This window comes from Halorarum salinum, assembly GCF_013402875.1.
GTDB classification, from domain to species: domain Archaea; phylum Halobacteriota; class Halobacteria; order Halobacteriales; family Haloferacaceae; genus Halorarum; species Halorarum salinum.
Map to the genome: position 1 here is coordinate 1,077,220 of NZ_CP058579.1, position 24,785 is coordinate 1,102,004.

Annotated in this window: 24 protein-coding genes; 11 read left to right on the forward strand and 13 right to left on the reverse strand. The window is 69.2% G+C overall.

Going from position 1 to position 24,785, the window contains the following annotated elements; all coding sequences use genetic code 11:
- Positions 1 to 4 precede the first annotated feature (4 nt).
- The 5 genes from HUG12_RS05090 to HUG12_RS05110 form a co-directional block, all read right to left on the reverse strand.
- A complete protein-coding gene (locus HUG12_RS05090) occupies positions 5 to 2,647 on the reverse strand; it encodes a PEP/pyruvate-binding domain-containing protein (RefSeq protein ID WP_179267724.1) in 2,643 nt (880 codons plus the stop codon).
- A 78-nt stretch (positions 2,648 to 2,725) separates the two neighbouring features.
- Positions 2,726 to 3,772 carry an RNA 3'-terminal phosphate cyclase gene (gene rtcA, locus HUG12_RS05095; protein WP_246308143.1) on the reverse strand — a complete coding sequence of 349 codons (1,047 nt, stop codon included), beginning with the start codon at positions 3,770 to 3,772 and terminating at the stop codon, positions 2,726 to 2,728.
- A gap of 344 nt (positions 3,773 to 4,116) precedes the next feature.
- Positions 4,117 to 4,431, reverse strand: coding sequence for a hypothetical protein (locus HUG12_RS05100; RefSeq protein ID WP_179267725.1), 315 nt, complete (start codon positions 4,429 to 4,431; stop codon positions 4,117 to 4,119).
- Positions 4,432 to 4,628: 197 nt separating this feature from the next.
- The gene (locus tag HUG12_RS05105; protein WP_179267726.1) at positions 4,629 to 5,021 is read right to left on the reverse strand and encodes a secondary thiamine-phosphate synthase enzyme YjbQ; all 393 of its coding nucleotides are present in this window, start codon (positions 5,019 to 5,021) and stop codon (positions 4,629 to 4,631) included.
- Positions 5,022 to 5,137: 116 nt separating this feature from the next.
- The gene (locus HUG12_RS05110) at positions 5,138 to 6,133 is read right to left on the reverse strand and encodes a CapA family protein (protein WP_179267727.1); all 996 of its coding nucleotides are present in this window, start codon (positions 6,131 to 6,133) and stop codon (positions 5,138 to 5,140) included.
- 597 nt (positions 6,134 to 6,730) lie between these two features.
- On the opposite strand from HUG12_RS05110, the gene HUG12_RS05115 reads away from it, so the two are divergent.
- Positions 6,731 to 7,738 (forward strand): hydroxyacid dehydrogenase, encoded by a 1,008-nt coding sequence (locus tag HUG12_RS05115; RefSeq protein WP_179267728.1) that lies wholly within the window; start codon positions 6,731 to 6,733, stop codon positions 7,736 to 7,738.
- Entirely contained in the window at positions 7,735 to 8,520 is a 786-nt protein-coding gene (locus HUG12_RS05120; protein ID WP_179267729.1) for an HpcH/HpaI aldolase family protein, read from the forward strand. The genes HUG12_RS05115 and HUG12_RS05120 overlap by 4 nt, the downstream gene beginning before the upstream one ends.
- 53 nt (positions 8,521 to 8,573) lie before the next feature.
- On the opposite strand, the gene HUG12_RS05125 is transcribed toward HUG12_RS05120, so the two are convergent.
- From HUG12_RS05125 to HUG12_RS05135, 3 genes are read right to left on the reverse strand one after another with little or no spacing between them, the layout of a single operon-like run.
- Positions 8,574 to 9,296, reverse strand: coding sequence for a 4-carboxy-4-hydroxy-2-oxoadipate aldolase/oxaloacetate decarboxylase (locus HUG12_RS05125; protein ID WP_179267730.1), 723 nt, complete (start codon positions 9,294 to 9,296; stop codon positions 8,574 to 8,576).
- Positions 9,293 to 9,739: a Rieske (2Fe-2S) protein gene (locus HUG12_RS05130; RefSeq protein ID WP_179267731.1), complete on the reverse strand. Its 447-nt coding sequence runs from the start codon at positions 9,737 to 9,739 to the stop codon at positions 9,293 to 9,295. Before HUG12_RS05130 ends, HUG12_RS05125 begins: the two co-directional genes overlap by 4 nt.
- Positions 9,739 to 10,845, reverse strand: coding sequence for an amidohydrolase family protein (locus HUG12_RS05135; protein ID WP_179267732.1), 1,107 nt, complete (start codon positions 10,843 to 10,845; stop codon positions 9,739 to 9,741). The genes HUG12_RS05130 and HUG12_RS05135 overlap by 1 nt, the downstream gene beginning before the upstream one ends.
- A gap of 148 nt (positions 10,846 to 10,993) precedes the next feature.
- Here HUG12_RS05135 and HUG12_RS05140 point away from each other — a divergent pair, with 148 nt between their 5' ends.
- Positions 10,994 to 11,395 (forward strand): hypothetical protein, encoded by a 402-nt coding sequence (locus tag HUG12_RS05140; RefSeq protein WP_179267733.1) that lies wholly within the window; start codon positions 10,994 to 10,996, stop codon positions 11,393 to 11,395.
- Positions 11,396 to 11,437: 42 nt separating this feature from the next.
- On the opposite strand, the gene HUG12_RS05145 is transcribed toward HUG12_RS05140, so the two are convergent.
- The gene (locus HUG12_RS05145) at positions 11,438 to 12,196 is read right to left on the reverse strand and encodes an IclR family transcriptional regulator (protein WP_179267734.1); all 759 of its coding nucleotides are present in this window, start codon (positions 12,194 to 12,196) and stop codon (positions 11,438 to 11,440) included.
- An 813-nt stretch (positions 12,197 to 13,009) separates the two neighbouring features.
- Between HUG12_RS05145 and HUG12_RS05150 the strand changes: the two genes are divergently transcribed.
- The 4 genes from HUG12_RS05150 to HUG12_RS05165 all read left to right on the forward strand — a co-directional run bounded on the left by HUG12_RS05150 (position 13,010) and on the right by HUG12_RS05165 (position 16,465).
- The gene (locus HUG12_RS05150; RefSeq protein ID WP_179267735.1) at positions 13,010 to 13,765 is read left to right on the forward strand and encodes an HpcH/HpaI aldolase family protein; all 756 of its coding nucleotides are present in this window, start codon (positions 13,010 to 13,012) and stop codon (positions 13,763 to 13,765) included.
- Between the two features lie 65 nt (positions 13,766 to 13,830).
- Entirely contained in the window at positions 13,831 to 15,018 is a 1,188-nt protein-coding gene (locus HUG12_RS05155) for a UxaA family hydrolase (protein ID WP_179267736.1), read from the forward strand.
- A complete protein-coding gene (locus HUG12_RS05160; RefSeq protein ID WP_179267737.1) occupies positions 15,015 to 15,338 on the forward strand; it encodes a UxaA family hydrolase in 324 nt (107 codons plus the stop codon). Before HUG12_RS05155 ends, HUG12_RS05160 begins: the two co-directional genes overlap by 4 nt.
- Positions 15,335 to 16,465: a UxaA family hydrolase gene (locus tag HUG12_RS05165; RefSeq protein ID WP_179267738.1), complete on the forward strand. Its 1,131-nt coding sequence runs from the start codon at positions 15,335 to 15,337 to the stop codon at positions 16,463 to 16,465. The genes HUG12_RS05160 and HUG12_RS05165 overlap by 4 nt, the downstream gene beginning before the upstream one ends.
- Positions 16,466 to 16,608: 143 nt before the next feature.
- On the opposite strand, the gene HUG12_RS05170 is transcribed toward HUG12_RS05165, so the two are convergent.
- Positions 16,609 to 17,601, reverse strand: coding sequence for an aldo/keto reductase (locus HUG12_RS05170; protein WP_179267739.1), 993 nt, complete (start codon positions 17,599 to 17,601; stop codon positions 16,609 to 16,611).
- 467 nt (positions 17,602 to 18,068) lie between these two features.
- Between HUG12_RS05170 and HUG12_RS05175 the strand changes: the two genes are divergently transcribed.
- Both HUG12_RS05175 and HUG12_RS05180 read left to right on the forward strand, forming a co-directional pair.
- Complete coding sequence (locus tag HUG12_RS05175) at positions 18,069 to 19,592, forward strand: tripartite tricarboxylate transporter permease (protein WP_218836405.1); 1,524 nt, start codon at positions 18,069 to 18,071, stop codon at positions 19,590 to 19,592.
- Entirely contained in the window at positions 19,589 to 20,176 is a 588-nt protein-coding gene (locus tag HUG12_RS05180; RefSeq protein WP_179267741.1) for a tripartite tricarboxylate transporter TctB family protein, read from the forward strand. Before HUG12_RS05175 ends, HUG12_RS05180 begins: the two co-directional genes overlap by 4 nt.
- A gap of 172 nt (positions 20,177 to 20,348) precedes the next feature.
- Here the strand turns inward: HUG12_RS05180 and HUG12_RS05185 are convergent, their stop codons facing one another.
- From HUG12_RS05185 to HUG12_RS05195, 3 genes are all read right to left on the reverse strand, one after another.
- On the reverse strand, positions 20,349 to 21,122 hold the full coding sequence (locus HUG12_RS05185) for an MBL fold metallo-hydrolase (protein ID WP_179267742.1): 774 nt from the start codon (positions 21,120 to 21,122) through the stop codon (positions 20,349 to 20,351).
- The gene (locus HUG12_RS05190; protein ID WP_179267743.1) at positions 21,119 to 21,919 is read right to left on the reverse strand and encodes an oxygen-binding di-iron domain-containing protein; all 801 of its coding nucleotides are present in this window, start codon (positions 21,917 to 21,919) and stop codon (positions 21,119 to 21,121) included. The genes HUG12_RS05185 and HUG12_RS05190 overlap by 4 nt, the downstream gene beginning before the upstream one ends.
- Before the next feature lie 98 nt (positions 21,920 to 22,017).
- Positions 22,018 to 22,932, reverse strand: a complete 915-nt coding sequence (locus HUG12_RS05195; RefSeq protein ID WP_179267744.1) for a dihydrodipicolinate synthase family protein — start codon at positions 22,930 to 22,932, stop codon at positions 22,018 to 22,020.
- A gap of 173 nt (positions 22,933 to 23,105) precedes the next feature.
- Here HUG12_RS05195 and HUG12_RS05200 point away from each other — a divergent pair, with 173 nt between their 5' ends.
- Together HUG12_RS05200 and HUG12_RS05205 are read left to right on the forward strand one after the other, a co-directional pair.
- On the forward strand, positions 23,106 to 23,537 hold the full coding sequence (locus HUG12_RS05200; protein ID WP_179267745.1) for a universal stress protein: 432 nt from the start codon (positions 23,106 to 23,108) through the stop codon (positions 23,535 to 23,537).
- A gap of 342 nt (positions 23,538 to 23,879) precedes the next feature.
- Entirely contained in the window at positions 23,880 to 24,641 is a 762-nt protein-coding gene (locus tag HUG12_RS05205; protein ID WP_179267746.1) for an IclR family transcriptional regulator, read from the forward strand.
- Positions 24,642 to 24,785: the final 144 nt, after the last annotated feature.

Sequence of the window (24,785 nt, forward strand, 5' to 3'; positions counted from 1 at the left end):
GCACCTACCCGTCGCGGGGTGATTTCTTCCGGCGGGCCGCCCCCGCGAGTTCCGCCCCGGCCGACGCCTCCTCGAGCACCTCAACGACGCCGCGGCCGCCGTCCACCCGGACGCGATCCCCGGTGTGGAGCCGCGTCGTCGCGTCCGCGACGGCGACAACGGCGGGGATGCCGTACTCGCGGGCGACCAGCGACCCGTGCGTGAGCCGCCCCCCGACCTCCGTGACGACGGCCGCCGCGTTCAGGAACAGCGGCGTCCACCCCGGGTCGGTGTACGGGGCGACGAGGACCTCGCCGCGGTCGAGCCGCTCCGCCCCCGGGTCGGTGACGACGCGGACGACGCCCTCGACCACGCCGGGGGCGGCGCCGGTCCCGGACAGCGTCGCCTCGGACTCCGCCCCGGCGGGACCGGGGCGGGGTACCTCGCCGTCGCTCGTGACGACTCTCGGGGCGTCGAGCCGCTCGAACCGCTCGAAGTCGCGCCGCCGCCGCGCGATGTCGACCCCCACGAGCGTCCGCGGGTCCTCGATCCCAGCCCGCAGCTCGTCGGCCGTGAGCAACCAGACGGCCTCCGCGTCGGGGAGCGCCCCGCTCGAAGCAAGTTCCTCGCCGGCGGCGAGCGTCCGTTCGCGGAGCTCCGCCAGGAGCCGCGCGAACCAGAATTTCGGGTGCTCCCTGATGCCGATGGCGTTCCGGTGGACGGCCGCCAGCCGCTTCACGAGGGGCCGCGTCAGAGGCCCGGCCTCCCGGACGAGGGTTCGCTCCGCCTCGCGGGCGCGGGTCTTCAGCCGCTCCGCGGTCCGACGGTGCTCGCCCGTGCCGCCCGTCTCGAGGTAGCCCCCGACGACGTTCAACAGCGGCCGGGGGTCCTCCCGATACCGGGGCCTGCTCCAGTCGATCTCCCCCACGGCACGGAACCCGTACTCGTCGAGGAACCCGTCGAACTCCTCGAGGAACGGGCCGGAGCCGTCGACCGACTCGAGGTCGGCGAGCGACGCCCCGTCCCGAACGGCGGCCGCGACGGCGGGCGAACCGCGGGCCACGTCGGCCAGGTCGCCCAGTTCCATCGTCATCCGGTACACCACGTCGTTCCGGATTCCGAGCGCCAGGGCGTCGACCTCCTCCCGGCGGTCCGGGAACAGTCGCCGGAGGAGACGGCCGGCCAGCATCCCGGCGAGGAACGGCGGATAGAACGGTTCGAGGAGCCAGCCCAGGGACCCGACGAGTTCGTCGTTCGCGGCCGCCAGGCGTTCGGCCGTCGTGTCCCGCGAGCGGATGCGTGCGACGGCGCCCTCGCTGGCCGTCTCGTAGGCCGCTCGGACCCGGTCCGAGGTCCCCGCCGGGTCCTCGACCAGCAACGCACGTGGGAGCGAGCGGAGGATCGGCCAGGCGGCACGCAGGACGCGGACCGTCGGCCGCAACGCCCGAAGGTACCCAAGCGGGGTGGGATCCCGGAGGGGGAAGTCCTCTTCCCGCTTCGCGAGCAGCGTCCCGAGCGCGTCGCCGGCGGGGTCGTCGACCAGGTGGAAGTTGGCGAGGACGCGCTCCCGAAGCCGCGGGTCGCGCAGGTAGGCCGTCAGGTCGACGTAGAGTCGGCCGCCGGCGGTCGCCGCGACCCGCCGGGAGAGGCCGAACGTCCGCCCGACGCGTTCGGTCAGGTCCCGCCAGCCGTCGAGGACGAGCGGCGGCATCGCGTCGGGCATCCCCTGCCGGTGTCCGACGCTGTAGTAGACCTGCGTTCGCCCCTCGGCCGCTCGTGGCTCCGGTACCGGAAACAGCGCCGTGATCGGCCGCGCCTGGAGGACGTACAGCTCCCCGTCCCGCATCGCCCACTCGACGTCCTGTGGTGCCCCGAGCGCGTCCTCGATTCGCGCACCGACGGCGGCGAGCGCGCGCACGTCGTCCTCGCCGAGGACGCGCTCGGTTCGCCCCTCTCCGACCCGGTAGTCGACGACCTCCTCCCGCCGACGGTCGTACCGAATGGAGTCGGCCGTCGTCCGCCCCGACACCTGCGCCTCGCCCCGGCCGGGGCCGGCGTCGACGACCGACACGGTCCGATTCCCGGAGATCGGGTCGGCCGAAAAGAGGATGCCCGAGACGTCGGGCTCGACCAGCCGCTGGACGACCACCGCCATCCGAACGGTCGCCGTCGGGACGCCGTTCCGCGCGCGATACGCGACCGCGCGGTCGGTAAAGAGACTCGCCATGCACCCCAGGACCGTGGCGTGGAGCTCCTCCCCGCGCTCGACGCCCACGTGGGTATCGTACTGGCCGGCGAACGAGGCCTCGGGGAGGTCCTCGCTCGTCGCCGACGACCGGACGGCGTAGGGACCGTCCGGGAGCGACCGGTCGAGCGCGTCGACCACGTCCGACGGGAGCGGCCGCGAGCGGATCGCGTCCCGAAGCTCCGCCGCGACCTCGAACTGGGCGTCGTCCTCGCCGCTCCCGATCGCCTCGTCGAGGTCCTCGAACAGCGTCTCGATACCGGCGTCGTCGACGAGGTCGCGGTACGCCTCGGTCGTGACGACGACGCCGTCCGGGACCGGCAGGTCGAGCGCGAGCAACCGTGCGAGCGTCGCCCCCTTGCCGCCGCTGACCGACGGTTCCGACGCCACCGGGTCGCCGAGGGGGAGAACTGGGTCGGGCATCGCGTCCCCGTTCGACCGCCAGGCACAAGGAACCGTATCCCGCGTCCCCGGCGGGTCGTCGGGGCACGCCTGCCCGCGTCACCGGACCGCCGGATGCGCCGACGCCGTCAGGGTGGCCGTCCCGTCCCCCCGCCGGACGAGACGCAGGTCGCTGCCGAACGCGTCGAGGAGATCCAGGTTCGCCCGGACGTGTGCCGTGACGGTGGGAACCCGGACGCGTCCCCCGGCGAGCGCGAGGAACACCATCACCTGGTCGGCCATGTACGGGTCGACCGGCGCGTCGCCCGCGTGGAACGCCGTGAACTCCCGGACGGCGCCGTCCGCGACCGCCTCGGACGTGCGCCCCCGCTCGCCGAGCGCGTCGAACCCCGCGAGCGACCGCTCGTAGACGCCCCGCAGCAGGAGCGACGATCCCGGCGAGCGTGCCGGGACGTACTCGACGCTCGCCACCTCGGTCGGAACCCCGGCGTCCTCGAGTCGGTCCCGGGCGTGGTCCGCCTGCCGGTCCGCGACGCGGCGCTCCTCGAGGGACTCGGCGGCCTTCGAGTACACCTCGACCCGCTCCAGGGCGCCGCGCGCCTCGAGTTCGATCGGCGCCGGCGACGCCGGCGTCGTCCGCAACGTCGCCTCGCCCCCGCCGGCGGGGTAGAACCCGGTCCGAGCGAGGTCGACGGCGGCGTCGACCCCGGCGTCGGCGAGCAGCGGGAGTTTCACCCGCCGGTAGTACTCGATCGTCGGCGCCCACTTCACGTCGGTACCGCCCGTCGCGGTCACCAGGAAGGCGTCGTCCATGGTGGCCGCGACGGGCAGGACGGTGTCGAACAGGAGCGTGACGCTTCCCGCCGTGCCGACGTCCGCCCGAAGCGACGTCCGCCGGCCGTCCCCCGGACGGAAGGTCAGCGAGTCGGAGCCGAGTTCGGCGCCCTCGACCGCCGCCTCACACAGGTCGGCGACGAGGCGGACCGCCGCGAGATGCTGTGCCCGGAGGCCGGGTTCCGGGCGGGTCGCGCGGACGTCCTCGATCCGGAACGGCGTGCCGGTGACCGTCGAGAGGCTCAGCGCCGTCCGCAGCAACTGTCCGCCCCCCGCCGTCCCGTCGATCTCGATCATCCCTTCGGTCGACACCGTCCTCCCCTTCGGGAGCGCGCTACCTGAAGGTACGTCCCGAGATCGCCTCCGGTGAACCCGGGCTCGGAGTAAGGTCACTGTACCCGTGGGCCGTGAGGGGTACATCCCGGCGTTCGTTACGGAAGTATTCGCGTAATGGGGACCGACGGAGTAGCACGCTGCTAACGCGGGTGCGGTGACGGGCACGGGCGCCGTATCCGGTTCTATCGCTGCCCGTACTCGCTCGAACGGTCTCGATACCGACAACCGGACCGGCCGGGGTGGGGCGTCTCCCGAACGGGGGTGCGTCGACCAGTCGGGCCCGGTCGACGCACTCCCGATGTCGAGGGTGTGGCCGCCCGTCAGTCGTGTTTCATCCGGCGCAGTTCGTAGCGGTACGTCCGCCGGTCGTTCCTGACGACGAGATGCTGAACGTCGTCCTCGCGTTCGAGCCTGTTGAAGTGCACGCCCGTGTTCCCCGGGTTCAGGGAGGCCGGGGGGTTCTGCAGGCGGAAGTAGAGGGTGGCGGACCGGTGCCGGACGTCGTCGACCTGTTTCGCGTCGACCGCGACGAGTTCACCGCTCTCCCGGACGTCGACGTCGCCCGTGAGCTCCCACGTGTCGTCGAGATAGCGCACCTGCTTGCCTCCGAGGTCCGGCCAGTGTAACTCCACCATGGTCGTAGTTCCGCGCGGTGCCCCATCGGCTTTTCGGCGAACCCGGCCCCGGCAGCTGGTTCTCGTGCCGGACCGTCGACGCCGAATCGCGGTCCCGCTAACGGGAACACGGCCGGCGGACACGGGGATGTGGCCGGGGTGGCGCGGGGATGCGGACGCGACGCCGGGACGGTCGGACGTTCCGACGCGGTCGGGGTTCACGCGGGCGTGGTCGTCACCTCGAGCGACCGGGTTCGCGGCCCGTCACACTCGACGAGGAGGACGGACTGCCACGTCCCGAGGGCGAGTTCGCCGTCGACGACCGGGATCGAGACGCTCCCACCGAGAAGCATCGCGTGCAGGTGGGCGTCCGCGTTGTCGTCGACCGCGTCGTGGTCGTACCCCTCGCCGCGAGGGACGAGCAGCTCGAGCGTTCGCTCGATATCGGAGAGCAGCCGACGCTCGCGTTCGTTGACGACGATCCCCGCGGTCGTGTGTCGGACGAAGGCGGTGCGGGCGCCGCGCTCGACGTCCGCGGGGACCGCCCCGGCGACCTTCGACGTGACGTCGACCACGTCGACGCGTTCGTCGGTGCGCGCCTCGATGGCCATACGCGTCCGTACGACCGGGAACGTGATGAATCCGGCCACGTCCCGCGTCTCCGGGCCCGTGACCCCCGATGCGGGGTCGGGCTGCTTCGCGAGGTCGGGCGGAACGTGCAGTAACCTCATCCCCCGAGCGGGAGGACGAGCGCGTCGCCGTCGCGCTCGAACGAGGTGCCGAAGGCGGCCGAGAGCTCCCGCATCCGCGTCCTGCTCCACCCGGCCGCGTCGGGTCCGGCCTCGTGGACCGAGTAGTCGTAGATCTCCGTGGGATGCAACCGGAGTTCGCGTAGGTCGCCGGAGTCGGTCACCGACGCCACGAACAGGAAGCTCCGGTCGTTTCGAAGCCGACCGTCGACCGCGTAGTCGTCGACGAAGTCGCCCGCGTCGTAGAGGATCGGGCGCCCCCGGTACGCCTCGACCCCCTGGAACACGTGCGCGCTGTGGCCGTGGATCAGGTCGGCCCCCTCGTCGATTAGCCAGTGCGCGAACGCGCGAAACGACTCGGGCGGCTCCTCGACCATGTTCGGGCCCCAGTGGAGCGAGGCGACGAGGAGGTCGGGATCGCGCTCGGCCGCTCGCGCGAGCGCCCCGCGGACGGCCGTCCGCGTCCCCTCGTCGTCGGCGTCGATCTCGACGTAGGCCGTCCCGGGCGAGCCCTCGGCGGCGGCGTACTCGGACGTGTTGTCGGTGAACGAGACGAACGCCACGTCGAGGTCGTTCACGGTCACCGCCGCCGGTTCGAACGCCTCCTCGCGCGTCCGGCCGGCGCCGGCGCGGGCGATACCTCCCTCGTCGAGGGTATCGAGCGTGTCGCGGAGCGCCTCCTCCTCGTAGTCGAGGACGTGGTTGTTCGCCAGCGCGCAGCAGTCGACGCCGGCGCCCGCGAGCGCCGGCACCGCCCAGTCGGGGTCGGCGCGGAAGTGGAACGCCCGGCGGGTCCGCCGCCACGGTCGGCCGCGCGTCGAGAGGCAGCACTCGAGGTTGACGAACAGGCCGTCGAGCCCGCGGAGCCGGTCCAGCACGTCGCCCCACACCGCCGTCGCGGGTCGGCGCCGCTGGGCCTCGTCGACGAGGCGCCCGAGCATCACGTCGCCGGCGAACCCGATCCGGTGGCGCATCGTCACCCGATTCGGGTCCCAGGAGCAAAACACCTCCCTCGCGCGATGCGGGCCGGGTTCGACCCGCCGCCGGACCCGCCGAACCGGAACCGACGCGGTCGACCCGACGTTCTCCGGCCGACCGTTCGGCGTCGTCCTCGCGACCCGGTCATCGATGCCCTGAAACACCTATCAAGGATATATGACGGTAATTTATCAAACTGTCGCTGAGGCAGATGGTACGGTACCGGCGATACGCGTCGATGCCTCGAGAGAGAACGTCTGTATGTGTTATATCGCATTCGAATTCCGATCTCCCCGACGAAGGTCGACGGAATCGGCTTTCGGTGTCCGATTCGACGCTATCACGCGGTGATGGATCGATCGAGGGTCGGCATCGGCGCCACGCGACGGAAGTAATGAAATAGTTGCAACTACGTCGAACGAACTGATTTCTGACCATCGTTAGTCCGCTCGACGCCTGCGCCGGTCGAGCGGTGACCGGCGCCGACGTCGGCCGCGGCAGACCGTTCCGTCCGACCCCGGTCCGGACCGTCCCGCCCGCTCCCGATTGCCGACGAGCGTGCCCTTTTCACTTCCCGTGCGAAACGGCGGCACATGACCGAGACGTGGCGGGTGTTGCTCCCGCGGAGCATCGACCCGGTCGGCCCGGAGTCGATCGCGGAGTTCGCGGACTGCACGGGGATGGACGAGTACGGAAGCGTCGAGGACGCGCTCGACGACGTCGGCCGGTACGACGCGGCCATCGTCCGGGTCGCGGAGCTCGACGCGGACGTGCTCGGCCGGGCCGACCGGCTGAAGGTGATCGCCAAACACGGCGCCGGGCTCGACAACGTCGACGTGGAGGCGGCGTCCGAACGCGGGGTCGTCGTCTGCAACACCCCGGGCGTGAACGCGGGCTCCGTGGCCGAGCACGCGGTCGCGCTCCTGTTCGGGGTCCACCGGAACATCCGGACCGCGGACGCGCACGTCCGGGACGGCGGCTGGGACCGGGCCGCGTATGCCGGCCACGAACTCGCGGGCGACACGGTGGGGCTCCTCGGCTGTGGCGCCATCGCCCGCGAGACGGCCGACCTCGCGCTCGGACTGGGGCTGGACGTCCACACCTACGACCCGTACATCCCGGACGAGCAGGTCCCGGAGGGGGTCGACCGGCTCGACGACCAGTCCGAACTGTTCCGGCGGGCCGACGCGGTGAGCGTCCACGTCCCGCTCACCGAGGGGACACACCACAGCGTCTCGCGCGAGGAACTCGACGCGCTGGGCCCCGACGGCGTCCTGGTCAACACCTCCCGCGGCCCCGTGGTCGACGAGTCGGCGCTCGTCGCGGCGCTCGAGCGCGGGGACCTCGGCGGTGCCGGACTCGACGTGTTCGAGGCCGAGCCCCCGGGGGCGGACCACCCGCTCTACGGCCGCGACGACGTGCTGCTCACCCCGCACGTCGGCGGCGTCACCGACGCGGCGCTCGAACGGATGAGCCGGGGGGCCGCAGACAACGTCCGGACCGTGTACGAGGGCGGTCTGCCGGAATCGACGGTGAACCGCGATGCGCTGGAGGGCGACGCGCACGGCCGCGCGGCGTCGGACCGGGGGGTCGACCGGTGAACGCCACGAACCGCCTCCGGCGAGCGCTGGAGCGCGGCGATCCGGTCTTCGGGGCCGGCGTCGCCACCTTCTCCCCGACGGTGATCGAGACGTTCGGCGACGTCGGCCTCGACTACGCCTGGCTGGACTTGGAGCACGGCGGCCCCAGCCCGTACGACAGCACCGCCTTCGAGGACCTCACGCGGGCGGCCGACGCCGCCGGAATCGAACTCCTGGTCCGGATTCCGACCCCGGACCCGGCGCTCGTCCGGAAGGTGCTCGACGCGGGCGTGCGGACGATCCTGGTCCCGCGGGTCGAGACGGCCGAGGAGGTGCGTCGGGCCGTCAGGGCGTCGCGGTTCTCCTACGACGGGGGCGTGGGCGACCGGGGGGTCGGCGGCGCGAGCCGGACGAGCCGCTGGGGCGGCGAGATCGACGACCACGTCGAGCGCGAGGACGGCGAGGCGCTCGTCGGCGTCATGATCGAGAACGAACGGGCGGTGGGGAACCTGGAGTCGATCCTCTCGGTCCCGGACCTCGGGTTCGCCTTCGTCGGCCCCGCGGACCTCTCGGTGTCGCTCGGCCGCCCGATGGAGAAGGGCCACCCCGACGTCCGCGACGCGGCCGAGCGGACGAGCGAGGCGTGTCTCGACGCCGGGGTCCCCGTCGGGTGCATCCGGAACGACCCCGCGGAGGCGCGCGCTGCCGTCGAAGACGGCTACCGGGTGCTCCGCGTCGGCGGCGACCTCGGGCCGATGCGGGCCGAACTGTCGCGGCGCCTCGACGGGATCGGGGACCTCTGAAGCCGGGGCACCGGCGTTCCCCGAACGCGTCAGAACCCGCCGGGGACCCGAACTCAGCCCCCCTCGGCCCGGTTCCCGGCGTAGTCGACCGGACCCCGGACGCGCTCGACGTCGTCCCCCTCGAGGAGGTCCCCGACGCCGATGAGGTCGGGGAGCTCCTCGCCCTCGTCCATCCGCCGGCGGAGTTCGGCCTCGGCCGCCTCCTTCTCGCGTGCCGCCTCCAGGACCGCCGCCGCCCGTTCGCGGGGGACGACCGTGACGCCGTCGGCGTCACCGATCACGAGGTCGCCCGGCGTCACGACGACGCCGCCGACGCCGACGGGGACGTTGACCGACCCCGGCCGCTGCTTGACGGCGCCGTTCTGGCCCACCGACCGGCTGAACACCGCGAACCCCAGCTCGTCGATCCCGTCCACGTCGCGGACGTTCCCGCCGGAGACGACGCCCTCGATCCCCGCGTTCATCGCGTTCCGCGTGGTCAACTCCCCCCACGTCGCCGCCCGGTCGGTCTCGGCCTCGACGACGAGGACGTCGCCGGGGTCGGCGATCGAGGAGGCGAGGTGGACCCCCGCGTTGTCGCCGGGCGGCAACGAGACGGTGACCGCGGTGCCACAGAGGGCGACGTTCCCCGTCGCCGGGGTTATCTCCGGGCTCATCGCGCCGCGCTTGCCCATCGCCTCGTGGACGTCCGAGGACGCGAGCCCCCGGAACTCCTCGACCAGCGATTCGGGCGGCCGTTCCACCGCCTCGACGACCGTGTAGGTGGCGTCGCTCATGCGTCCAGGTACACCGCGCCGTCGTCGACGACGACGTCGTAGGTGGGGAGGCGGTACTTCGGCCGCGCGAGATGTTCGCCGGTCACGACGTCGAACTCCCACCCGTGCCACGGACAGGAGACGAGCCGATCCGCGTAGCTGTAGTCCAGCTCGGCCCGGTCGTCGGCGTTCGCGGGGTCCTCGACGGAGAGCCCACCGGAGAGCATCCCCTCACAGACGGGCCCGCCCTGGTGGACGCAGTAGTTCGACACCGCGTGGAACTCGCCGTCGACGGCGAACACGGCGATCTCGCGCCCCTCGACGTCGACGATGATCCGGTCGACGTCCTCGAACGCGTCCAGGTCCGCGACGCGGGTCAACTCGCTCGTGTCGAGGTCGCCCTCGGCCGGGTCGGGATCGTTCGTGCCGGTTTCGTCCGCGTCGGGGTCGTCCTCGGCGGCCATCAGAAGTCGAACACCCCCAGCGCGGTCCCGCCGTAGATGTTCCCGATCTCGTCGTCCGTGAACTTGCTCCGGAGAAGCGAGAGCAGCTCGTCCGAGTGGTCGAAGTCCAGGTGCGGGTAGTCGGAGGCGAAAAGCAGCGTCTCCTCGCCGCCCATCAGTTCGACCATCGACGCGACGTACTTCGGGTCGTCGGTCCCCTCGACGGGCTGTGAGGTGAAGTAGAACTGGTCCCGGATGTACTCGCCGGGCGGCTTGGTGAGCATCGGCGCGTCCTCGCGCTTCGCGGAGTACTCGTGGTCGAACCGCCGGGCGAAGTACGGGACCCAGCCGAGTCCGGCCTCCTGGACCACGAACTCGACGTCGAACTGCTCGGGGACCCCCTGCGTGATCATGTCCGACAGGTTGACCATGTGCTGCATCGCGTGGGCCGGGACGTGCGTGCTCAGGTAGCGGTCGAACCCGGAGAACTGGAACGGGAAGTTCATCATCATGGTCCCCGCCGCGTTGTGCATCATCACGGGGAGGTCGTTCGTCTCGGCTGCGGCGTAGATGGGGTCGTAGCGCTCGTTCCCGAGCGGCGGGTGGACGCCCCCGCTGGGGACGAACGCGGCGGCGATGCCGTCCTCGTCGGCGCGGTCGTCGATCTCCTCGGCCGCCCTCTCGGGCTTCTGCGGGGCGACGACGGCGGCGCCGTACAGCCCACGGTCGGGGTCGAGGATCTCGTCGAGGAGCCAGTCGTTGTACGCCGTCGCGAGCGCGGCGGCGAGGTCGTCGTGCTGGACGCAGGAGAGGTAGAGGTTCTGGGTCGGCGTGATGATCGAGCGGTCGGTGTCGAGCATCTCCATCCCCCGGACGACGTCCTCGCTCGACCGGACGCTGTCGGACTGGACCTTCCCCGTCGTCACCGGCGTGAGAAAGCCCGGAACCGGGTAGAGCTGGCTGAGATAGCCGTAGTCGTCCCCCTCGCCCCGCGCGAGCATCTCGCCGAACGGCTCCGGGAGGTACGGGAGGAAGTCGGACTGCCGCTCGGTCAGGTGAACGTCGCAGTCGACGACCGTTTCGACGTCCGCAGTCGATTCTAGCCGCCTGGGATCCGTCTCGGCCATGGTGTGTGCCACGGGTTGGCGTGACGGTACAAAAGCCTGTGGCTCGTCCGGGGAGCGGCGTCGTCCGGACGGCGCGGGGTCGGATTTAACCGGACGGCTCCCGTTGCGGCGAACGCATGCGAGACGGCGAACCGACGGGGGGACCCCCGTGAGCGACACGCCGACCGACGTGGCCGTCGAGCGGGTCGACTTCGACGCGGCCGACCCGTACGCCGACGTCGAGGTGGCGAACCTCCCCCGCTGGTGGCGCGAGAACCTGGCGGAGTTCGAGGCGCACGACCTGAAGACGTACCTGCCGTCGCGGTTCGAGGACGGGCCGGTCGTCCAGCGGGAGCTCGAACGGCTGGAGGGGGAGTACGGCGTCGAGATCCGGTTCGCGGGGTACGGGGTCGAACGCGGCGACGACTGGACGCTGCTCGTCGACCGCGAACCCGTCGCGACGGTCGGCAAGCGCCGCGTCGTCGCGGGCTACACCGTGTTCGAACTGTCGAGCGGGGAGTTCGACCGCCGGGTGGCAGCGGCCGCAAGCGGAACTGGACCGCTCGGCTGAACCGGGTGCGACTCGAAGAGTGAACGCCCGCGCCGGACCGACCTAGGCGTACGCGATCCGCAGTTCGAGTTCGTTCGCGGAGCCGAGCACGAGGTCCGGCAGCTCCGACTCGTACCACTCGCCCTTCAGCCGGTTCGACGGCCCGGAGACGCTGAGCACGCCGACGAGCCCCTCGTCTCCGTCCGTCACCGGGCCGGCGACCGCGCGGAGCCCCTCGATGTTCTCCTCCCTGTTGAACGCGTACCCCCGGTCCGCGACCCGGTCGAGTTCCGCCCGCAGTTCGTCGCCGTCGGTGATCGTCCCGTCGGTCAGCGGCGGGAGCCCCGTCCCCTCGATCACCTCGTCGATCCGCTCCTCCGGCAGGTGCGCGAGGACGACCTTCCCGGCGGCCGTCGAGTGGAGCGGGATGCGACGGCCGACCGAGAGCCCCGTTCGGACCGCGCGTTCGCCCGTCTCGACGTGGAGGTAGACGCCCTCGCCGTGCTCCTCGACGACGAACTGCGCCCGCTCGCCCGTCTCGCGTGCGAGATCGCGCACCGGGGATTCGGCCAGCCGGTAGGCTTCACGCCGCTCGAGCGTGTGTTCCCCCAGTTCGAGGAACCGGAAGCCGACGTCGTAGACGCCGCCGTCGGCACTGACGAAGTCGTACTCGGCGAGCGTCGAGAGGTGGCGGTGCAGCGTGCTCTTCGGCCTCCCGAGGTGTTCGCTCAACTCCGTCAGGGTCGCCCCGTCCAGGTCCCGTAACGCGAGAACGATCTCGACGGACGTCGCGGTGGTCTTCAGGCTGTCCGATGTGGCCATACCCGTGGTGCGGGGTCGTGACGACTTAAATTTCCCTCATAGCGGAACTCCGTATTCGAGGGTGGATCGGCGTACCGAGGCCCATACTATGCGTATTCCAGATCATCTATCGATCATCACCGTTCCCGTACGCGGAGCCGCCTTCGAGGGAGAAGAACCCGGCATCGCTGCCTGAAACGCGAAAAGCATAGGCCTACTCGCTATCGCCTCAGTTCCGAAATACGAAACGGATGAGAAGCCACGATACCGCTACGAAAAGGGCGATGGAACCCAGAAGAGCCGTGTCCGGGACGAACTGATCCATTCCGCTCCCCGTGATAACTTCCACGCCATAAAATTACAGTAGTATGAGTGTAAGAGATGCCGTTCCTCGGCCGTACGGGTCCCCGAACGTGTCAGGTGAAAGCTTCCCGTTCGGAAAGCGCCGGTTTCGCACCCACGATCCGCCGATCCGTACACGAGTCGGCCGTTTCGGAGAGTGGCCCGCCGCACGTGGGCGTCCGGTGAACTCGTCTTCCCCGTCGCTCCACCGACGGTTTGACCGTGTTTGCAGGACCATTCTCTCCTGCATGTTTCCCGTTCAGCCCAGTACTTGAGACATCGAAATACGTTCTGCATGGAAGAATTAGAATTCCCATTTCGAAACGTTCCACTCGAAGGACGGAACGAGTGCTGCGTCGCGGTCGGGTCGGTTCGCGGAGGGCGTCCACCGCGGGACGGATTCCGTCGGCGGGACCAGCCCCGATCGTGTGCTCGGACCGGCGTGTCTCGTCCATCCCCAATCTCTATGTAGGTGGCCGGTTCCGTTCGTACATGAGCGGGGATCACCTCCGTGGGCAGTTGCACGACGGCGAAACGGCACTCGGTACGCTCCAGATATTCGACTCGCCACAGGTCGCCGAGAGCATCGGCGTCGCGGGGATGGACTTCGTGGTGTTCGATCAGGAACACGGACCACTGACCGCCGAAACGACGCTCCCGCTCACGATGGCGGCCGAACGGGGTGGAGCCGCCCCCCTGGTCCGCGTTAGACGCAACTCCCCGGCGGAGATCCAGCGGGCGCTCGACGTCGGTGCGGGGGTGCAGATCCCGCAGATAGAGTCCGCGTCGGACGCGGAGCGGGCCGTGTCGGCCGCGCGGTTCGACCCCGTCGGGAGTCGAGGACTCTCCCAGTACGTTCGGGCCGGCGGCTACGTCGGGGGGCCCGAGTACACGGACCGGCAAAACGAGGAGCAGCCGGTCGTTCTCCAGGTCGAGGGCGAACGCGGGGTGGAGAACGTCGACGAGATACTCGCGGTGGACGGGTTCGACGTGCTGTTCCTGGGGCCGTACGACCTCTCGCAGTCGTTCGGCGTCCCCGGCGAGATCCGGCACGAACGGGTCCAGGAGGCGATGAAACACGTCGTCGAACGGGCCGAAGCCACCGGGACCGTCGTCGGGGCGTTCGCCGACGACGTCGGGATCGCTCGGGAACTGGTCGACCTCGGGGTGCAGTACGTGATGCTCTCGGTCGACGCGCCGATCTTCGTCGACGCCGTCCGCGACTCCGTGGCGGAGATCACCCGGTAGCGGTGAGAGTGCGGTGTCGTACCACGGCAAGGTATATACCCTCCCGTCCTGAACCTCCCTCCCGAATGAGTCAGACCTTTCGCGGGTTCCGCAGACCGGACGGAAGCGTCGGCGTCCGGAACCACGTCGCCGTCATCCCGACGTCCGTAACCGTCGGGAGCATCGCCTCGAAGATCGCCGCGGAGGCGGGTAGCTGGGCCCGGGCGACGCCCCACCAGATGGGAACCGCACAGCCCGAACCGGCGAGGGAACAGACCGTCCGGGTCCTCCGCGGGGTCGGTCGGAACCCGAACGTGGGCGCGGCGCTCGTCGTCGAACTCGGGACCGAGGAGATAGACGCCGAGGCCCTCGCGGACGCCATCGCGGAGACCGGGAAACCGGTCGAAACCGCGTCCGTCCGCGAGTTGGGCGGGACCGAGGCCTCGGTCGATCACGGGGTGAAACGGCTCCGGGCTCTGAACGAGGAGGTCGAGGCGACGCGACGGGAGGAGGCCGACGCGAGCGAGTTGATCTTCGGGGTCGAGTGTGGGGGGAGCGACGCGACCAGCGGTATCGCGGCCAACCCGGCCGTCGGCAACGCCTGCGACCGTCTCGTCGACGACGGCGGGACCGCCTGTTTCAGCGAGACGCCCGAGTTCATCGGCGCCGAGCACATCCTCGCCGACAGGTGCGTCACCCCCGAGGTCCGGGAACGGCTCCTCGACCGGGTCGAGCGGCGCGAGAACATGGGCTCGCTCATGGGCGTGGATCTCCGCGGCGCCCAACCGACGCCGGGCAACCAGGAGGGCGGCCTGACGACGATCGAGGAGAAAAGCCTCGGCGCCATCTCGAAGGGCGGCACCACGCCCGTTCGAGGGATGGTCGAGTACGGGGAGGAACTGCCGACCGGCGGCGGACTGGTGTTGATGGACACGCCGGGGTACGACGTCGAGAGCGTGGTGGGAAAAGTCGCCGCGGGCGCACAGATCATCGCGTTCACGACGGGGCGGGGGAGCACGACCGGAAACCCCATCGCGCCCGTGATCAAGGTCACCGGCAACCCGAAGACGTGGGATAGAATGTCGAACAACATGGACGTCAACGCCAGCACGATCATCGAGGGGGACTCGCTCTCGGAGGTCGGCGAACGGATGTACGACACGCTCCTGGAGACCGCCGACGGCACGCCGACCGAAGCGGAGCGACGCCGCCTGGAGGAGTTCGCGATCAACGAGATCCAGTCGAACGAACTCGCGGTACGGGGCGCCCAATGAAGGGCGACGTCCTGGGCGGATCCGCGCTCCGGATGACCGACGCCGACAACGTCGCGACCGCTCTCGCGGATCTCGACGCGGGGGCGGAGTTCGAGATCGAGGGCGACGTCGTCCTGCTCCCCGAGGCGGTCCCGTTCGGCCACAAGTTCGCCGTCCGACCGATCGACCGCGGGGAGGAGGTGTCCAAGTACGGCGAGGTCATCGGACGGGCGACGGACGACGTCGCGGCCGGCGAGTGGGTGCACACGCACAACTGTGAGAGCACACGCGGGCGCGGTGACCTCGCGGCCGCCGACGCGACGGACGGTGAACAGGCATGAGCGGGTCCGAACGGCGTTCGGGCGCGTCGAGACGACGGTTCGAAGCGGCGCCCCGCGAAACCCGCGACGTCGGCGTCAGGGACCGCGTCCTGGTTCTGCCGTCGGTCATCTGTTCGCACCTCGTGGCGGACCGGATCGCCGATCGCATTCCGGACGCGGTGAGCGCCCCCCACGACCACGGCTGTGCCCAGTTGGGGGCGGACAACGACCAGACGCGGCGAACGTTGGTCGGCGTCGGGCGGAACCCGAACGTCTCGGGGACCGTCGTCGTCGGTCTCGGCTGCGAGGAGGTGCAGAGCGGCGACGTGGCGGCCGAACTCGACGCCGCCGACGTGCCGGTCCGGGAACTCTCCATTCAGGAGGTCGGGGGGACCGACGCGTGCATCGAGGAGGGGGTCGGTCTGGTTCGGGAACTGATCGACGGCCGATCCGACGGCGAGCGGAACCGCGCCGCGCTCGGCGACCTGACGCTCGGAATCGTCGGAAGCGACCTGCAGCGGTCCACGCGCGAAGTCGCGGACCCGCTCGTCGGGGGACTCGCCGACCGCGTCGTCGAGGCCGGCGGTCGAGTCGTCGTGGCCGGGATCGAGCGGTTCCTGCCGCACCGCTCGGAGCTCGTCGACCGGGCGAACGGGGAAGCGACCGCCGCCGACGTCGCGGCGCTGATCGACCGTCACCGGGAGACCCCCTCGAAGGACACCCGGGTCCGCGCGACCGCCGCTTCCAGTCCGTTCGAGGAGGTGAGCCGGGTGCTCGGCTCCTCGCCCATCGACTCCGTGATCGAGTACGGGTCGGAGGCGAGCCACGATTCGGGGATCGCGCTGCTGGATGCGCCCTCGCGCGTGGAGGAAGCGACGACCGGGCTGGCGGCCGCCGGCGCCCAGGTCGTCGTGCACGCGACGGGTGACGGGATCCCCACCGGCCACCCGATCGTTCCGGTGTTGAAGGTCACCGGCGACGTCGACACGTACGACGCGTTGTCCGCCGACATCGACGTCGACGCGGCGGCGGCCGACGTCGACGACCTGTGCCGGACGGTGCTCGACGTCTGTGGGGGGACCCCGTGCCGTGCCGAACGGCACGGGTTGACCGAGTTCGCGATCACTCGGGTCGGTCCCTCCATGTGAGTCGAGCGTTGAGCGACCGTCGGCCGTAGCGACCGCCTGTCGCCGCGTGACCCGCGTCCACCACGGAGCCCGGACTCCGGGTCGGAAGCGGGTCGACGGAATCGGTCCGAGGGTTATGCGGTGGCCCCTCCCGGGAACTACTCTCAGTCGTGCCCCTCGATCTCGACCGGCCGGTAGGGCGCCTCGAGGTAGTCGAGATCGCTCGCCGAGAGGTCGATCTCGAGCGCCTCGACCGCGTCCTCGAGGTGTTCGACGCTCGTCGTCCCGACGACCGGCGCGTCAACCGCGTCCTGGTGGAGGAGCCAGGCGAGCGCGATCTGGGCCATCGTCACCCCCTTCTCCCCGGCGAGTTCCTCGACCCGTTCGTTGATCCCCTCGCCCCCGTTTCGGCGGTACGTGTCGATCCGGTTCGACAGCCGATCGTCCGAATCCATGTACCCGCCCCGAACGGAGTCGAGGAACGCGTCGTGGGGGCGCGTGAGGTAGCCCCGGGCGAGCGGGCTCCAGGGGAGCACGCCGACGTTCTCGCGATCACAGAGGGGGATCATCTCCCGCTCCTCCTCCCTGTACGCGAGGTTGTAGTGGTTCTGCATCGTGACGAACCGGTCGAGCCCGAGCCGATCGCTCGCGTGGAGCGCGCCGGCGAACTGGTGGGCCCACATCGAGGACGCCCCGACGTACCGGACGTCGTTTCGTCGCACGGCGTCGGCCAGCGTCCCGAGCGTCTCCTCGATCGGCGTCTCGTCGTCCCAGCGATGGATCTGGTACAGGTCGACGGTGTCGACGCCGAGGCGGTCCAGGCTGTGTCGGAGTTCCTGCTCGATGGCCTTCCGCGAGAGCCCGCGCGCGTTCGGGTTCCCGTCGTCCATCGAGTTGTACACCTTCGTCGCGATGACCGGCCAGTCGCGATCGTACTCGCCGAGGACGTCCCCGAGGATCCGCTCCGACTCCCCCCGCGAGTACATGTTCGCCGTGTCGAAGAAGTTGATCCCGAGATCGATGGCCCGCTCGATGATCCGGCGGCTCTCCGCCCCGTCGAGCACCCAGTCGCGCCAGTCGGGGTCCCCGAAGCTCATGCAGCCGAGACAGATTCGACTCACCTTCGTTCCGGTCGCGCCGAGCGTCGTGTACTCCATACGGGACCGCCGACGGCGGAAGAGCCTAAAAAGGTGAGCCCCGCGTCGTCCGCCTTGACATGGTCCCGGAGCCCTTCCGCCGAGGGGCCGTCGCCGAACCGGGATCCGGTGCCCGACGGGCGTTCCGGACCCGGACCCCAAAACCTATTAGAAGTCCCGCCATCGTCGTCCCTACACGCGGAACATAATGAATAAACCCATGAGTAACCTCGCGAACGGGCTGAGGAGAGGATCCATGACGAACTCCGCAACCGACTCGGTTCACGCATCCCCGCCGCGGTTCGAAGGGGCACCGGGCGGGGGCGTCGTCGCAGTCGACGCGGCCGGCGAGACGTCCGTCGGAACCGGGTGGACGTCGAAACGGTTGGTGACACGATGACGTCGACGGACGGTCGGCCGGGGCGCGGCGAACGTGGCCGCCGATCGAGGATGGCATTCGGATCCCGCGGTGGGGTGAAGCTCCCGTGGTGATCGAGCAACTCGCGGCGGGGGCGATGAACATATTCACCCCGTTCAACCTCGCGATATTCGCGATCGGGCTCACGCTCGGCATGTTGAGCGGGTCGATTCCGGGCCTGAACGGGACGATGACGGTCGTCCTTCTCATCCCGTTGACCTACGGGATGAACTCCGTCTCGGCGATCATGCTGCTGTCGGTGATCTACGTCGGCTCCGTGTACGCCGGCTCCATCAGCGCGATAATGTTCCGGGTTCCGGGGGCTCCCGAGGCGATCATGACGACGCTCGACGGCTACCCCATGAACCAACAGGGTCGATTGCGGGAGGCGATCAGCATCGCGGTGTTCTGCTCCGCGATCGGCGGCATCGTCGGGGCGATCATCCTGATCCTGTTTTCCCCCACCCTCGCCGAGTGGTCCCGGACGCTCTCGGATCCGGAGTACTTCAGCGTCGTCGTTCTCGGCCTCGCGCTGGTTTCGACGATCGGAGCCGGAAACATCACCAAGGCGCTGATGACGATGTCCATCGGCGTGTTCCTCGCGACCATCGGATTGGATCCCCTCGCGGGACAGGCGCGGTTCACCTTCGGCAGTCGGTTCCTCCTGAACGGCGTCGAACTGATCCCGATGATCCTCGGCCTCTTCGCCATCTCGGAGGTGCTGAAACAGATCAGTTCCGGCGGGCAGATGATCGGCGATGCCGAGATCGAGTCCCAGGAGAGCACCTCCTTCTTCCCGCCGCTCCAGTACTTCTCGCGATTCCGGCGCATCCTCACGTTCAACTCCATCAGCGGGACGTTGATCGGGATCCTTCCCGGTGCCGGCGCCACGACCGGCGCCCTGTTCGGATACACGTTCGGCCAGCGGATCGTCCCGAAGAACATCCGCGAGCGGTTCGGGACCGGCGTACCGGAGGGGGTGGCGGCGCCCGAGACGGCGAACAACGCCGCGGCGAGCGGCGCGTTCGTCCCACTCTTCGCGCTCGGCATCCCGGGGAGCGGGACGACGGCGGTCATCCTCGCCGCGTTCGTGTTGCACGGACTGACGCCCGGGCCCGCGTTCATCAGCGACAACCAATCGCTCGTCTACACGGTGTTCGCCGCTCTCCTGATCGCGAACGTCGCGATCATCCTCGTGAACAAACCCATCGTCCACCTGTTCACCAAAGTGCGCGGCGTCCCCCAGGAGATGCTGTTCGCGCTGATCATCGTCTTCTCCATCATCGGCGCGTTCTCCACCAGGAACATCGCGTTCGACCTGTGGGTGATGCTGGCCGCCGGCGTCGGCGGGTTCTATCTCGAGAAGTACAACTATCCGGTCGCCCCGCTGATCATCGGGCTCGTGCTCGGTCCGATCGCGGAGCCGAGCCTGCGACGGGGACTGATCAAGGCGGGCGGCGAGCTCTCGGTCTTCGTCGACAGGCCGATCTCGGCTGCGCTCCTCTTCGCGGCCCTTCTCCTGTTCAGCGTCCCGCTGCTTCAGGGGACGAGGTTGGGTCAGAAGTACCTGACTTTCGGAGGGATCGATCAATGACGGACGCATCCGACACGGAAGTCACGCCCGAGGAACAGTTCGACGAGCCGAGCGCCCGTGCCGACGCGATCATCTCGATCGTCGTCGGCGTCGCGGCCGTCGCGTTCCTGCTCGGCTCCCGGCAGTACGTGGGGGTTCGAACCGGATCCAGCGATCCCGGTGCCGCGTTCTGGCCGCGGATCGTCCTGGTCGTCATCCTGCTCGCGACCGCGGTGAACCTCGCGAAGACCTACCGTCGAAGCGATGCGGCGCTCGGCGCGTCGCTGCTCGCGTTCGACGGCGGACTGAAGCGGGCGCTACCGCCGTACGACTCCGCGGAGACGAGGAAGTACCTCCTCAGCACCGTGCTCATCGTCGGGTACCTGCTGGTCCTCACGGACCTCGGATTCATCGTGAGTTCGATCCTCTTTTCCGCCCTGTTCGTCTGGCTGCTCGGCTACCGGTCCGTCTGGAGGGTCGGGCTGTTCAGCGTCGTGACGACCGTCCTCATCTTCGTCGTGTTCCGGAACTTCATGAACATCGCCCTCCCGTACGGCACCGGAGTGTTCAGGTCGATCGGGATCTTCGTGGAGGGGTTGCTCTGATCCCACCCGGATAGGGAACGGGGCGGCCGACACGCCGTTCGCGCCGCCGTCCCGGCGGCAGTGGTCCGGGAACGGGGACCGAACGCTTCCCCACCGTCGATTCCCACTCGCCGTCGTTCCTTACTCGCCGTCGGTAACGACCGGACGAACGCCGGAACGACGTCGACGCAGGCTACGGCTTCCCGCCGACGTCGTACTCGGACTCGATCCGCTCGGCGGAGTCGATCAGCCGGTCCAGATACGTGTCGAGGTGGTCCGCCGCGATCGGGTTCCCGTGGATCGGCGCGACGTAGGACGGCTCGTACTCGGAGAGCATCGACTCCAGGACCTCACGGAGGCGGACCGGGTCGACGTACCGGAGCCACACGAGCGTCTCCTCGTGGAACGTGTAGATGTCCTCTCGCCGGATGGAGTCCTCGAAGTCGGTGGACAGGCGGTTACACTCGCCGGGCGAGTGGTGGTTCCCGAACCCGTCGGCCGCGAAGATGATCTCCGACCCGTGGTCGTAGATCCAGGTCGTGTGGGACCGGTCGGCCAGCGGCGGGTCGATGAAGCTGAACGTCCGGCCGCGGATCGTCATGCTCCCCCCGATCTCGCACTTCTTCGCGTCCGAGAGGCCCTGTACCTCCGGAGCGCCCGAGGAGGCGACGAGTTCGACGTCGCCCCACGCCGACCTGAACGTCGAGACGTTGGCCGAGTGCGGGTAGTCCGAGTGCGAGAGGACGAGCGCGTCGATTCCCGCCCCGTCCGTCGCCTCCTCCAGTCGGCTCTCGATCGCGTCCCGATGGTAGAACGATCCCGAGTCCACGAGGATGTACTCGCCGTCCTCCTCGATGAGGTAGACGGAGACGTGCTCGTGTTTCCCGTCGAGTTCGTAGCACTCGTTGATCCACTGTACGTCGGGCCGAAGGTGTTTTCCAGCTGTCATTGTCGTGGTGTCGCTCATCCGAACGTCCCGATCCGTCCCTCCGCCCGAATCTGTTCGACGACGTCCTTCATCAGTCGAAGCTGTTCGGCCGCGTCCTCGCGGATGACGTTTCCGTGGGCAGGCGCGACGACGTCGGGGTCGTGGGTTTCGATCACGTGGTCGATCTCCCTGTTGACCTTCGCCGCGTCGACGTACTGTAGCCAGAACATCACCCTCCCGTGGAACTCCTTCAACTGGCCGCCGGTGAGGTCGTGCTCGAACTCGTCCACGAACGTCAGGCACTTCGACCCGACGTGCGGGAACCCGTGCCAGTCGACGGTGAACAGCGTGTTCGTCTCGACCTCCGACATCCACAGGTGGATCGCCGAGTCGAGAAACGGCGCCTCGTGGAACTCCACGGTGTACGTCCCGAGTTCGATCGTGTCCCCCTCCTCCACCAGTTCAGCCTCGTCGAGGTGGTACAGTTCGTGCGCCTGGCCGTACGCGGGCGCGACCAACGTCACGTCGGGGTACTCCTCCATGATCGGCAGGGTGTTCCCGGCGTGAGGGACGTCCGGGTGGGAGACGACGAGGTAATCGAGGTCACCCCCGTCGAGGACGTCGTTCAGGGCGCCGAGAACGTCGTCGGTGCTGGCGGGCGAGAACGTATCGAAAAGCAGCGAATCCTCGTCGTCGAACAGGTAGACGCTCTGTGGAACGTGCAGTTCCTCGTCCACGTCGTACCAGTCCGGAGGGTCGTCGTCGTCGACGAAGTCGCTGTTGTCGTGGGCGCACTCCTGGAGCCAGTACATCCCGGGCTCGACTTGCCTGTACATTCAGCTAACGATGCCGGAGGAGTTCACTTATAGGTTGCTGCTCCAGCAGTTCCCGCTCGACGGCGCCCCTCCGACGGGGGGAACCTCCCGACCGCTCGTCACGGCTCCCCGCTGCGCTCGCGTTCGATCCGGTCGACGACCTCCGCCACCCCGTCTCTCGCGTCGTCCGGTAGCCCGACCAGCGGCGGTCGAACCGCATCGGCTGGGAGCCGGTCCCGGGCGGCGAGGGCGGCCTTCGCCGTCGGCGCGAACCCGTGCTCGACGCAGTACTCGAACAGCGGCGCGATCCGGGTCGACTGGATCCGCTTCGCGCGCTCGAACTCGCCGTCGGAGAGGGCCTCACGCACCGCGACGAAGGATTCGGGAACGGCGTTCGCGAGCGCGTTGATCCCCCCGTCAGCTCCCATCATCATCCCCGGAACGAGGTGGCTGTCGAACCCCTGATACACGCGAAACCCGTCGTCGGTCGTCCGGATGGCGTCCATGAAGTACCCGAAGTCACCGCTCGAATCCTTGAGGCCGTGGACCGAGCGATGGTCCGCCATCGCTCGGAGCGTCGAGATCCGGATGCTGGCGCCGGTACAGGCGGGGATGTTGTACAGCACCAGGGGGAGCGGCGAATCGCGAGCGACCTCGCGCAGGAACCGTTCGTTGCCGACGGGGTCGTTGGCCGCGTGGAAGTACGGAACGACGATCAGCGCGCCGTCCGCACCCGCGTCGGCGGCAGTCACGACGTTCTCCCTCGCTTCCGCGACGGTCGTGGCAGCCGCACCTGCGAGCACGGGGACCCGCCCGTCGACGGCCTCGACGGTCGCCTCCGTCACGCGTCGCCGCTCGGAGCCGTCCATGCTGGCGAACTCGCCCGTCGTTCCGTTCGGAACGACGCCGTCGATCCCGGCCTCGACCTGGAACTCGACGTGGGATCGAAGGTCGGTTTCCGAAACGCTTCCGTCGTCCCGGTACGGCGTCACGAGCGGACAGAGCACGCCGTCCGGCAGTTCGAACTCGTCCATCGGTACCGGTCGTACCACGGGACGGGTTATAGTTCCCGACGTTCGCGGAAACCGGGCGGGTACTTCGACGGACCGGGCGGCGACGACCCCGTCCGGCTCCGGTATCGCGGGTTCCGGCGGCGTCGCGCTGCCCGCGCAGCAACTATTATAACGGCGGGCCCTGATTCCCGTGCATGGTTGTCGTAGCGGCGATCGGACGTCCCGAACGGTCGAAACGAGTTGTCCGGGAGGCGAAGTCGTTGGCCGACGCGTTCGAGGACGACCTGACGGCCGTCCACGTCATGTCGCGATCCGAGTTCAGGGACCTCCAGCAACGGAACTTCGACGATAGCGGCGAGCCGATCAAAATGGAACGGATCCGCGAGTTCGCCGCCGGGCGCGCGCGGGAGGCGGCCGAGGACGTCGCCGGTGACGTCGAAGCCGTCGGCCTCCTCGGCGACGCGAGCGCCGAGATAGTCGACTACGCCTCCGAACGCGGGGCGCGGTACGTCGTCGTCGGCGGCCGAAAGCGATCGCCGACCGGCAAGGCGGTGTTCGGGAGCGTGACCCAGTCGGTGCTGTTGAACGCGGACGTCCCGGTACTGACCGTCATGCGCAACGACTGAGTCGTCCCTCCCGGGGGACCTCCCCGCTCGTCGGGCGGGTATCGGTTCACCCCGACGCGAGGTCGACGAACAAACGCCGGTTCGCGGCCGCTCCTTCCCCGTTCCCGACGTCAGAACGGCCGTCGCTACGGGCGATCGATCCGCGCGGGATCGCGTACGAGCGATCCGGTGGGAGCCGCGCCGACGCGTACCCGTACGAGCGACGCGTCGGCGTCGGCCAGGGGATCGACCGATACGGACGTACCAGCCCGGGTACGCCATGGAGAAGGGGACCGCACCGACGAAGAACGGAGTGGAACATTACGGAACAACCCTTATGTATTCCCGGAATATGGTACGTCCATGGTGGAATCACGGCATCCGGTTCAGACGCTCGAACGGGCGCTCGAGATCGTCGAAACCATTCAAGAGCTCGACGGTGCGGGGATCACCGAGGTCGCCGAGCGGGTCGATATCGGGAAGAGCGCGGTTCACAACCACCTGAACACGCTCGCGGACGAGGGGTACATCGACAAGGTCGACGAACAGTACTACATCGGCCTGTCGTTCCTGAGCCTCGGCTCCCACGCGCGAAAGCGGATGAGCATCTACGACACCGCGAAGGAGGAGATCGACAAGCTCGCGAACGAGACCGGCGAACTCGTGAACCTGCTCGTCGAGAAGAACGGGAAGGGCATCTACCTCTATCAGTCGAAGGGGGAGAACGCCGTGGAGCTAGACACCTACGAGGGAAAACGCGTGCACCTCCACTGCACCGGTCTCGGGAAGGCGATCCTCGCGTTCCGTCCCGAGGAGGAGGTCGAGGCCATCCTCGACCGACACGGGTTGCCGGACGTCTCGGCCAACACGATCACCGACAGGGACGAACTGCTGGACGACCTCGAAGCCGTCCAGGAGCAGCACTACGCAATCGACGACGAGGAACGCCTCAACGGACTTCGATGCATCGCGGCGCCGGTAACGGACGAGAACGATCGGAGCGTCGCGTCGATCAGCGTCTCGTGTCCGGTCCACCGCGTCGACGAAACCCGGTTCTTCGAGACCCTCCCGGACGCCGTCCTCGGGACTGCCAACGTCATCGAACTGGAGCACAACTACTCCTGAACGGCGGGCCGCCCGGGTTGCTCGCGGGGCGAGTTCGGCCGATTCCCCCGGAACGCCGTTCACGAACCGATCCGGCGAATCACGGTCCGACCTCCGACTCGTTCCGGGCCGTCGTGAGAACGCGCCGCGAACGGGGTCCCTCGC